We start from the raw sequence: 10,280 nt of genomic DNA on the forward strand, positions 1-10,280 counted from the left end.
CGCAGGTCCGGGTTTTTTCGCCCTTCGAGCAAGCCGATGGCTCGACGACCCGCCGCCATGGCGGCACGGGGCTCGGCCTGGCCATCGTCGGCAAGCTGGTGCGGCTCATGAACGGCCGTCTCGAACTGGCCAGCACGCCGGGCGAGGGCAGCACGTTCACGCTGACCATCGCTTTCGACAAGGCGGCGCCCGGTGCGGCCGAGTTGACCACCGCGCCGACCGCGGCAACGAATGCGAATTTCGCTGGCAAGACCGTTTTGCTCGCCGAAGATGAGCCGATTAACCAGGAAGTCGCCCTCGAACTGCTGCAATGCCTGCCCGGGCTGGTCATTGAGCTCGCCGATGACGGCGCCATCGCGCTCGAACGCGCCGCCGGGAAACACTACGACCTGATCCTCATGGACATCCAGATGCCGAACATGGACGGACTGGCCGCCACCGCCGCCATTCGTCGCCTGACCGGCTATGCCGGGACACCGATTGTGGCGATGACCGCCAACGCTTTCGCCGAGGACCGGGCACGCTGTATCGAGGCGGGCATGTCGGATTTCATCGCCAAGCCGGTCAGGCCCGAGCTCCTTTTCGCCAAGCTGGAACAGTGGCTAGGGATCAAGAGCGGGTCGGCCTGATTTCGTTTTTGGGCTTTTTTCCGGTTGACCGTAGGAATGCGTCGAACTGGCTAATCAGCCTCGACCCACTTGATGATCGCCTGCCATTGCTCGATGTCACGCTCGGCGCGCGACGGCGGCAGGTCGAAAAGGGTCATGCCGGCCGCTGTTGCCTGCACATAGACCTGCGTGTCGCGCAGGTAGGCCAGCACGGGCAGGTCGAAGGTGGCGAAAAACTTTTCCAGCTCGCCGGCCGCCCGGGTTCGCGCATCGACCCGCATGCCGATCACGGCGACATCGGCCTTGCCCTTGCGCACGGCCTTTTCGGAAAGCAGTTCGGTCAGAAAATGACGGGTCGCCAGCATGTCGAACAGCGAGGGCTGGACCGGCACGATGACCCGCGTCGACAGCTTGAGGACGCGCTCGAGCAGCTTGCCGTGCAGGCCGGCCGGGGTATCGAGGACGACGTGCGTGGTGCCCTTGGGCGGCCGTGAAATCTTGTCTTCGCCGACCTGCCAGGCATCAATGGTGGGCAGGGCAAAGGGGCGCATGCCGAGCCATTCGCGCGACGATTGCTGGCGGTCGATGTCGCCGAGCATCACCTCGTTGCCTTTGTTGGCGAAATAGCCGGCCAGGTTGGTGGCCAGCGTGCTTTTGCCGGAGCCGCCCTTGGGATTGGCGACGAGGAAGGCTTTCATGCCATCGCTTCTTTCTTATCAAGGATGTGGCGAACCAGATTGACGTGTTCGCGCAGGGTATAGGCCAGATCGGTGAAACCGAGCGGGATGCGCAGGGCGCTGGCCTCGTCGTCGAGGGCATCGAGCCGGCTGCGGTAATCGGTCAGTTTGGCCGGATCGAAATGGAGCTTGAGGTCGTCTTCGAGGAACTTGAGCTCGCCGTAAATCCGGAAAACCTTGGCGCGTACCCGCCAGTTGTAAATCGCCGGCGCTACCTTGAGCAGCGGAATGAGCAGGACGAAAATCGGCACCAGCATGACGATCAACCGGTCGACCAGCACGGCCAGCCAGAACGGCAGATAGCGCTGCAGGAAGGATGGGCCAGACTTGAAGTAGCGCGCCGCCTCAGGCGACAGCGGCAGCATCTGGTCCATGTAGGCCGGGAATTCGCCGGCATCCTGGAAGAAGCCGGATTTACCATGGACCTCGCTGGCCGCCTGCAGGAGCAGCGTTTGCAAGGCCGGATGGAGGTCGTCGCGGATAATCAGATTGGCCGTCGGGGCGAGTACCTTGATGTCATCCGGCGGAAAATCGCGGACCAGATCGGCGACGCCGCGCGGGAAGGTCAGTTTGGTCAGGAAAGGAAAGCGGCGCTGGTAAGCGCGGTCCTGGGCGAAGCTCATGAGCTTGACGCCGGGCGAGCGGATCAGCACCTGGACCACCGGCGCCGTTTCGGCGGCGATGATGAAGGCGGCGTCGATGCGCCCTTGCTGCAGCTCTTCGGCTGCCGCCAGGCCGGCCAGCGGCACCAGATGCTTGCCGGCCGAAATGTCGTTGGCGTCGAGCAACTGCTGCGCCAGCTGGCGCACCCCCGAGCCTTCCTGGCCGATAGCGATGCGCTTACCTTGCAGCTCGGTCAGGCGAGTCAGCACCTTGTCGCCGCGATAAAAAACCCAGACCGGCTCGTAGAAAACGCTGCCCAGCGAGAGCAGGCCGGAGTCGTCCTCGGCATCCGGATCGGGATTCGGCGGCACGACGCCGCCCTGGACGAAACCGATCTGCACCTCGTCCTTTTTCAGGCGATCCAGATTTTCGAGCGAACCGGCCGAGCTCCGGACCTCGAGCGTGATGCCGTTCTTGGCCAGGATGGTCGCGTAGCGCTTGGCAAACTGGTAGTAGGCGCCGCTTTCGCTGCCCGTGCTGATGGCGATTTTGGTCGGCGGCGCCGGCTCGACGAACTGGTAGGCAATCGCGAAGCCGATGCCGGCGAGCAGGACGATCCACCAGGCGGTGGCGAACAGGTCGCGCAGCGAAAGCAGTCCAGCCTTGATCTTGGCCATCATGGGATAAGGATGGTCGAACCCGTCGTCCGGCGCGCTTCAAGGTCGCGATGGGCCTGGCCGGCGTCCTTCAGGGGGTAGCTCTGGTTGACTTCGATTTTCACCTGGCCGGAGACGACAACATCGAACAGTTCGCCGCCCAGGGCGACAAGGTCTTCGCGCTTCGCCGTGTAGTTCATGAGGGTCGGCCGGGTGACGAACAACGAGCCTTTTTGCGACAGCACGATCAAATCGAGCGGCGGCACCGGGCCGGAAGCATTGCCGAAGGAAACCATCATGCCCATCGGCCGCAGGCTGTCGAGCGAGCCGGCGAAAGTGTCCTTGCCGACGCCGTCATAGACCACGGCGACGCCTTCGCCGTGGGTGATTTCGCGGACGCGCTGGGCGAAATTTTCAGTGCTGTAGTTGATCACGTGGTGGCAGCCATGCGCCCTGGCCAGCTCGGCCTTGGCCGGCGAACCGACGGTGCCGATCACCGTCGCGCCAAGTGCCCGCGCCCACTGGCAGGCGATCAACCCGACGCCACCCGCCGCCGCCTGGATCAGCACGGCGTCGCCGGCTTGCACGCGGTAGGTCTTGCGCAGCAGGTAGGCCGCCGTCAGGCCTTGCAGCATCATCGCCGCGCCGGTTTCGAAGGAGATGGCGTCGGGCAGTTTGAGCAGGCGATGGGCCGGGATGTTGCGAATTTCGGCGTAAGCGCCGAGCGGCCCGCCGGCGTAGGCGACGCGGTCACCGACCTTGAGCTCGCTGACCCCCTCGCCGACCGCCTCGACGACGCCGGCGCCTTCCATGCCGATGCCGGAGGGCAAGGCGAGCGGATAGAGGCCGGTGCGGTGATAAACGTCGATGAAATTGAGGCCGACGGCATGATGACGAACCATCGCTTCGCCGGGAGCCGGCGCCGGCAGATCGACGGCTTCCCAGGACAGCACTTCCGGACCGCCGTTTTGATGAAGTCGAATGGCGTAGGGCATGGTGATCTCCGTCTGCTTGTTTTTGCGAGACATCGAGGTTATCACCGCGCCGGCCGGCGATCTACCGCAAGGCGGCTTGAAAATCAGCCATTTTCCCGGTCGACCGTGGCGATCGACCGGAAGCCTTCAAACCGGCGTTAGCTTGGCGTATTCGAGCGCCAGCCACTTCATGCCGCTGCCGCCGAAGTTGATCTGGACGCGCGCATCGGCGCCGCGCCCTTCGGTCGACACGATGACGCCGAGTCCGAACTTGGCGTGCTCGACGGTCTGCCCGATACGCAGGCCACCGGACGTCGCCGGCTCGGCATAGCCGCCGCCGAACGAACCGAAAGCCGGGAAGGCCGCGGCCGGCGCCGCTTTCGTGTTGAGTTTGAGCAACAGCTGCTCGGGGATTTCATCGAGGAAGCTGGACGGCACGCAATACCGCGTCTGGCCATGCAGCATGCGGGTCTGCGCACAGGACACGTAAAGGCGCTGGCGGGCGCGGGTGACCGCCACGTACATCAGCCGCCGTTCCTCCTCCAGCCCGTCCTTGCCGGCGTTGATCGCGTTTTCGTGCGGAAACAAGCCCTGCTCCAGCCCGGTAATAAAGACCACATCGAACTCCAGACCCTTGGCCGCGTGCACCGACATCAGCTGCACCGCCTCCTGCCCCTCGCCGGCCTGATGCTCGCCGGCTTCCAGCGAGGCCAGGGTCAGGAAGGAGACCAGCGCCCCGCCTTCGCCGATGGCGCCTTCGTCATCGATGAAAGTGGCGGCGGCGTTGATCAGTTCGTCGAGATTCTCCAGCCGGTCCTGGCCTTCCTTGTCGGTCCGGTAATGCTGGGCCAGACCGGATTTTTCGATGATGTGCTCGACCATTTCCGGTAGCGGCAGACCTTCCGTTTCAACGCGCAGTTGCTCGATCAGCCGGATGAACGCACCGACCGTCTGCCCGGACTTGCCAGTTAGCGAGGCCGCCGCGTTGTACAGGCTGGAATTAGTCTGGTGCGCCGTCGCCTGCAGGTTTTCGAGCGAACGGGCGCCGATGCCACGGGTCGGAAAATTGACGACGCGCAGGAAAGCCGTGTCGTCGTCCGGATTGCCGAGCAGGCGCAGATAGGCCAGGGCGTGCTTGATTTCCTGCCGCTCGAAGAAGCGCAGGCCGCCATAAACCTTGTACGGCACGTTCTTGGTAAACAGCTCGTTTTCGAGCACGCGCGACTGGGCGTTGGAGCGGTAAAGCAGGGCAATCTGCGTCGGCAAAATGCCGTCGCGGACCAGTTCGCGGATTTCCTCGACGATAAAACGCGCCTCGTCGAGGTCCGAATAGGCCTCGAAGGCGCGAATCGGCTCGCCTTCGCCGGCCTCCGTCCACAAATTCTTGCCGAGACGCTCGCGGTTGTTTTTGATGATGGCGTTGGCTGCCGCCAGGATATTGCCGTGCGAACGGTAATTTTGCTCGAGCCGGATCACATTGTCGCCAGCGTAATCGCGCTCGAATTCGCGCATGTTGCCGACCTCGGCGCCGCGGAAGGCGTAGATGCTCTGGTCGTCGTCGCCGACAGCAAAAACCACGGCACCGCCGCCGGCGAGCAGTTTCAGCCAGGCGTACTGCAGCTTGTTGGTGTCCTGTACCTCATCGACCAGGATGTAACGAAAGCGCTCCTGATAGTGTTTGCGCAGGGGTTCGTTGCGCTGCAGCAATTCGTAGCAGCGCAACAACAGCTCGGCAAAATCGACGACGCCCTCGCGGTTGCACTGGTTTTCGTATTCGGCGTACAGCTCGACGCGCTTTTGCGTGTAATTGTCGTAGACCTCGGCCTGCGCAGCCCGTACGCCCTGTTCCTTGTGGGCATTGATGAAATGGCATAGCTCACGCGGCGGGTATTTTTCGTCGTCGACATTGAGGTTCTTCAACAGGCGCTTGACCATCGCCAACTGGTCGGCCGAATCGAGGATCTGGAAAGTTTGCGGCAGCCCGGCCTCGCGGTAATGGGCCCGGAGCAGGCGGTTGCACAGGCCGTGAAACGTGCCGATCCACATGCCGCGCGTGTTGATCGGCACCAGCGACGACAGCCGCGCCGTCATCTCCTTCGCCGCCTTGTTGGTGAAAGTCACGGCCAGCACGCCGTGCGGCCCGACCTGGCTGGTCGACATCAGCCAGGCAATGCGTGTCGTCAACACACAGGTCTTACCGCTGCCGGCGCCGGCCAGGATCAGGGCGTGCACTGGCGGCAACGTAACCGCCTGAAGTTGCGGCGAATTTAAATTGGCAAGCAGATCAGACATGAATTATTTCACATAAAAATTATTACTAAAGGCGTAGAATATTCGCCATAAAAAGCGGCATGGAAAACTGGTAAGACCAATTTGTTGTTATTGTGCAACGCAACAAATAAAAGCGAACTATTTTTTACACACCGCAAAAACCAGCCAAGTATACTTGGCAAAAAATATATTGCAGTGCACAAAACTAAATGCCCACAAGGCACTCTTACGAACAGGCGGTTACCACCGCATAGTAAAAGGAGAATCAGCATGAACAGCATGAATGCACCGAAGATCCTACCCTGGATCGCCCGCAAGGCCGGCATCAGCGACGAGCTCGCGCTCAAGCTGTGGCGCCGCGCCGTCAGCGAAGCCGAGTATCTCACCGGCAAAACCGAAGGCTCCGCCTACTATGGCCTGGCCGTCGATCGTTTCCTGACCATCGTCGAAGACGAAGTTGGCACCGTTCAATCCTACAGCCTGGCGCCCGCGCCCCAGCTGTCCTGGATGTGGCGTCACCAATCGCGGATGTCCCTGCTCTCGCTGGCCGCCACCCAGAATGCCTACCGTTACTGGCAGAACACCTGGGAAGGCATGTATCCGCAAAAAAAAGCGGCGTGACCGGGCGACGTTAAGTTGAATCCCGCTGGTGCGGCGCGTGCAGGCTCCGCATCGGCCCCACCCGGTCACTGATTTACGCTCAGCGACAGGCGCCCGACCGCGACGGTCGACGCCCAAAAACGCCAAAATTGGGCGGCGTCGGATCCCTTATTCGCCGCATCGCCGGCGAGTCGGCATCAACCGGTATAATTCGCGGTTACTCTCCGATTTTCAGCGAATGAACCCCGCCATGCCCATGCAGGACAAATACACCCCGGCCGACATCGAGCGCGCCGCCCAGGACCACTGGAACAAGACCGGCGCCGCCCGCGCCGTCGAAGACGCCACCAAGCCCAAGTACTACTGCCTGTCGATGTTCCCGTATCCATCGGGCAAGCTGCACATGGGCCACGTCCGCAACTACACCATCGGCGACGTGCTGTCGCGTTTCCACAAGATGCAGGGCTACAACGTGCTGCAACCGATGGGTTGGGACGCCTTCGGCATGCCGGCCGAAAATGCTGCACTGCAAAACAACGTGCCGCCGGCCGGGTGGACCTATTCCAACATCGACTACATGCGGACGCAGCTCAAGTCGCTCGGCTTTGCCATCGACTGGGAACGCGAATTCGCCACCTGCACGCCCGAGTACTACCGCTGGGAACAGTGGCTGTTCACCCGCCTCTACGAAAAGGGCTTGGTTTACAAGAAGTTCGGCACCGTAAACTGGGACCCGGTCGATCACACCGTGCTCGCCAACGAACAGGTCATCGACGGCCGCGGCTGGCGTTCCGGCGCGCTGATCGAAAAGCGCGAGATCCCCATGTATTACATGAAGATCACTGCTTACGCCGAAGAGCTGTTGAGCGAACTCGACAACCTGCCGGGCTGGCCCGAGCAGGTCCGCCTGATGCAGAAGAACTGGATCGGCAAGAGCACCGGCGTGCGCTTCGCTTTCCCGGTCGTGGCCTCCGGCGCAGCCGCACCAAGCTCCCCGCCCCTTCAAGGGGAGGGGTCGGGGGCAGGGATGGGTTCTGCCGACAATGCCGAGGAAAAGCTATGGGTGTTCACCACCCGCGCCGACACCATCATGGGCGTCACCTTCGTCGCCGTCGCCGCCGAACACCCGCTGGCCACCCGCGCAGCCGCCAACAACCCGGAACTTGCCGCCTTCATCGAGGAATGCAAGAAGGGCGGCGTCGCCGAAGCAGACATCGCGACGATGGAAAAGAAGGGCATGCCGACCGGCATCTTCGTCACCCATCCGCTGACCGGCGAACAGGTCGAAGTCTGGGTCGGCAATTACGTGCTCATGAGTTATGGCGACGGTGCCGTAATGGCCGTCCCGGCGCATGATCAACGTGACTTTGAGTTTGCAAAGAAGTACGCAGACAAACTACCGGAAATTAAACCCGTCATTGTTCCAGCAAGCTGGAAAGGCAAAAAGTTTTTCACTCAAACGGGCTGGTTTGAAGACGGAGACTTAAAGCTTTCTTGGCCAATTTTGACTAACGAAGAAACTGACGAATCCGTTGACTGGGCCTCTTGGGACGAGTCATTCGCGTCCAAGGAAGGTGTCTGCGTCAATTCCGGCAAGTACGACGGCCTGAGCTACGAAGCGGCCGTCGACGCGATTGCCGCCGACCTCGCCGCCAAAGATCTCGGCGACAAGAAAGTCCAGTTCCGCCTGCGCGACTGGGGTATTTCCCGCCAGCGTTACTGGGGCTGCCCGATCCCGATCATCCACTGCGCCTCCTGCGGCGACGTGCCGGTACCCGACGAGCAGTTGCCGGTCGTCCTGCCAGAAAACGTCGAGATCACCGGCGCCGGTTCGCCGCTGGCGAAGATGCCCGAGTTCTACGAGTGCAAGTGCCCGAAGTGCGGCGGCGACGCCCGGCGCGAAACCGATACGATGGACACTTTCTTCGAGTCGTCCTGGTACTTCCTGCGCTACGCCTGCCCGGACAACACCACGGCCATGGTCGACGAACGCGTCGCCTACTGGTGCAAGGGCGGGATCGACCAATACATCGGCGGCATCGAGCACGCCATCCTGCATCTGCTCTATTCGCGCTTCTTCACCAAACTAATGCGCGACGTCGGCCTGATCGGCGACCTCGGCGAGCCTTTCGCCAACCTGCTGACGCAAGGCATGGTCGTCGCCCCGACCTTCTACCGCGATCTCGATGCCGGCAAGAAGCTGTGGATCAACCCGGCCGATGTGGACGTCGTCACCGACGAACGCGGCCGCCCGACCGGCGCCACGCTGAAGGCCGACGGCCTGCCGGTGGTCATCGGCGGCACCGAGAAGATGTCGAAGTCGAAGAACAACGGCGTCGATCCGCAAGCCCTGATCGACCAGTACGGCGCCGACACGGCCCGCCTGTTCATCATGTTCGCCTCGCCGCCCGACCAGTCGCTGGAATGGTCCGACGCCGGCGTCGAAGGCGCTTATCGCTTCCTGCGTCGCCTGTGGAAGACGACTTACGACCACGTTCAGGCCGGATTGGTCGATGCCAATTTTGAGCAAAATTCCCTGTCGACCGTGCAAGCCGACCTTCGTCGCAAATTGCACCAGACCATGGGCAAGGTGGCCGACGATTACGGCCGTCGCAAGCAGTTCAACACGGCCATCGCCGCCGTCATGGAACTGCTCAACGCCTACGACAAGACCGATCTCGCCGACACCACCGGCCGCAAACTGGCCCAGGAAACGCTGGAAAGCATCGCCCTGCTGCTCTTCCCCATCGTCCCGCACATCGGCCAGGCACTTTACGCCGAACTGAAGCCGGGTCAGGATGCCGGCTCGGCAGCCTTCCCGAAGGCCGATCCGGCCGCCCTCAAGCAGGACGAGATCGAGCTCATGGTGCAGGTCAACGGCAAGCTGCGCGGTTCCATCCGCGTCGCCGCCGAAGCGGACAAGGCGAGCATCGAAGCCGCCGCGCTGGCTTCCGAAGGCGCCGTCAAGTTCATGGAAGGCAAGCCGGCGAAGAAGGTGGTTGTCGTGCCGGGCCGTCTGGTCAATATCGTCGTCTGAGGAAAGCCGCCATGCGTTCGCCGCTCCGCCTGCTTCTCGCCCCGCTTTTTGTAGCATTGATCGCCGCCGCCCTCACCGGCTGCGGCTTCCATCTGCGCGGCGTCGGCAGCGGCAACCTGCCCTACAAGACGATGTACATCGCCTTGCCGGACACGGCTGACGTCAACATCTGGCTGCAGCGCTACATCCAGGCCAGCGGCAGCACGCAAATCGTCGAGGACGCCAAGGCGGCCGATGCCATCTTCCAGCAACTGGGCGACAACCGCCTGAAGACCATCCTCAGCGTCAATGCCCAGGGCCGGGTGCGCGAATACCGGCTGCAGCTGACCTACACCTTCCGCGTCGTCAACCAGAAGGGGCAGGTGCTGGTCCCATCCAACGAGGTGGCGCTGACCCGCGACATTTCCTTCGACGACTCGAACATTCTCGCCAAGGATCTCGAAGAAGGCCTGCTCTGGCGCGACATGAACAATGACCTGGTCAACCAGATCATGCGCCGGCTGAGCATCATCAAGCCGAAAAATCCCGACGCAGCAGAAGACAGCGAGTAATGCTGCTCAAGGGCGAACAATTGGCCGGCCACCTCGAACGCGAGTTGCGGCCACTCTACGTTTTGTACGGCGACGACCCGCTGCTGGTCATCGAAGCCGCCGACGCCATCCGTGCCAAGTCGCGCCAGCAAGGCTACAGCGAACGCGAAGTGCTCACCGTGCTGCCGCAGTTCGACTGGGGAACCTTGCTCGCCGCCGGCGGCAACCTGTCGCTGTTCGGCGATAAAAAGCTGATCGACCTGC

8 protein-coding genes and 1 pseudogene are annotated in these 10,280 nt (G+C 62.3%); 5 read left to right on the forward strand and 4 right to left on the reverse strand.

Translation table 11 applies throughout. The features are described from left to right. A partial coding sequence (locus ADADOO_RS14045) for an ATP-binding response regulator (RefSeq protein WP_511278128.1) occupies positions 1–629 on the forward strand: 629 nt, incomplete at its 5' end. Between the two features lie 50 nt (positions 630–679). Here the strand turns inward: ADADOO_RS14045 and ADADOO_RS14050 are convergent. The 4 genes from ADADOO_RS14050 to ADADOO_RS14065 form a co-directional block, all read right to left on the reverse strand. Further along, positions 680–1,306, reverse strand: a complete 627-nt coding sequence (locus ADADOO_RS14050) for a nucleotide-binding protein (RefSeq protein ID WP_511278129.1) — start codon at positions 1,304–1,306, stop codon at positions 680–682. Then, entirely contained in the window at positions 1,303–2,628 is a 1,326-nt protein-coding gene (locus tag ADADOO_RS14055; RefSeq protein ID WP_511278130.1) for a TAXI family TRAP transporter solute-binding subunit, read from the reverse strand. The genes ADADOO_RS14050 and ADADOO_RS14055 overlap by 4 nt, the downstream gene beginning before the upstream one ends. Beyond that, entirely contained in the window at positions 2,625–3,599 is a 975-nt protein-coding gene (locus ADADOO_RS14060; RefSeq protein ID WP_511278135.1) for a quinone oxidoreductase family protein, read from the reverse strand. Before ADADOO_RS14060 ends, ADADOO_RS14055 begins: the two co-directional genes overlap by 4 nt. 126 nt (positions 3,600–3,725) lie before the next feature. Beyond that, a complete protein-coding gene (locus tag ADADOO_RS14065; RefSeq protein ID WP_511278131.1) occupies positions 3,726–5,870 on the reverse strand; it encodes a UvrD-helicase domain-containing protein in 2,145 nt (714 codons plus the stop codon). A 249-nt stretch (positions 5,871–6,119) separates the two neighbouring features. Between ADADOO_RS14065 and ADADOO_RS14070 the strand changes: the two genes are divergently transcribed. From ADADOO_RS14070 to ADADOO_RS14085, 4 genes and pseudogenes are all read left to right on the forward strand, one after another. Then, entirely contained in the window at positions 6,120–6,470 is a 351-nt protein-coding gene (locus ADADOO_RS14070; RefSeq protein ID WP_511278133.1) for a hypothetical protein, read from the forward strand. Positions 6,471–6,705: 235 nt separating this feature from the next. After that, positions 6,706–9,486 carry a leucine--tRNA ligase gene (gene leuS / locus ADADOO_RS14075; RefSeq protein ID WP_511278136.1) on the forward strand — a complete coding sequence of 927 codons (2,781 nt, stop codon included), beginning with the start codon at positions 6,706–6,708 and terminating at the stop codon, positions 9,484–9,486. A gap of 11 nt (positions 9,487–9,497) precedes the next feature. Continuing rightward, entirely contained in the window at positions 9,498–10,037 is a 540-nt protein-coding gene (locus ADADOO_RS14080) for an LPS-assembly lipoprotein LptE (RefSeq protein WP_511278134.1), read from the forward strand. Next, positions 10,037–10,280: pseudogene (locus tag ADADOO_RS14085) on the forward strand (DNA polymerase III subunit delta); the annotation flags it as partial. The gene ADADOO_RS14080 and the pseudogene ADADOO_RS14085, both read left to right, overlap by 1 nt.

Source organism: Azonexus sp. (genome assembly GCF_036170495.1).
Taxonomy (GTDB): domain Bacteria; phylum Pseudomonadota; class Gammaproteobacteria; order Burkholderiales; family Rhodocyclaceae; genus Azonexus.

What these genes read in the sequence shown, in the direction of transcription:
- ADADOO_RS14065 (WP_511278131.1), bottom strand. Translation starts at nt 5,870, where the DNA reads ATGTCTGATCTGCTTGCCAATTTAAATTCGCCGCAACTTCAGGCGGTT.
- leuS (WP_511278136.1), top strand. Translation starts at nt 6,706, where the DNA reads ATGCAGGACAAATACACCCCGGCCGACATCGAGCGCGCCGCCCAGGAC.
- ADADOO_RS14060 (WP_511278135.1), bottom strand. Translation starts at nt 3,599, where the DNA reads ATGCCCTACGCCATTCGACTTCATCAAAACGGCGGTCCGGAAGTGCTG.
- ADADOO_RS14050 (WP_511278129.1), bottom strand. Translation starts at nt 1,306, where the DNA reads ATGAAAGCCTTCCTCGTCGCCAATCCCAAGGGCGGCTCCGGCAAAAGC.
- ADADOO_RS14055 (WP_511278130.1), bottom strand. Translation starts at nt 2,628, where the DNA reads ATGATGGCCAAGATCAAGGCTGGACTGCTTTCGCTGCGCGACCTGTTC.
- ADADOO_RS14070 (WP_511278133.1), top strand. Translation starts at nt 6,120, where the DNA reads ATGAACAGCATGAATGCACCGAAGATCCTACCCTGGATCGCCCGCAAG.
- ADADOO_RS14080 (WP_511278134.1), top strand. Translation starts at nt 9,498, where the DNA reads ATGCGTTCGCCGCTCCGCCTGCTTCTCGCCCCGCTTTTTGTAGCATTG.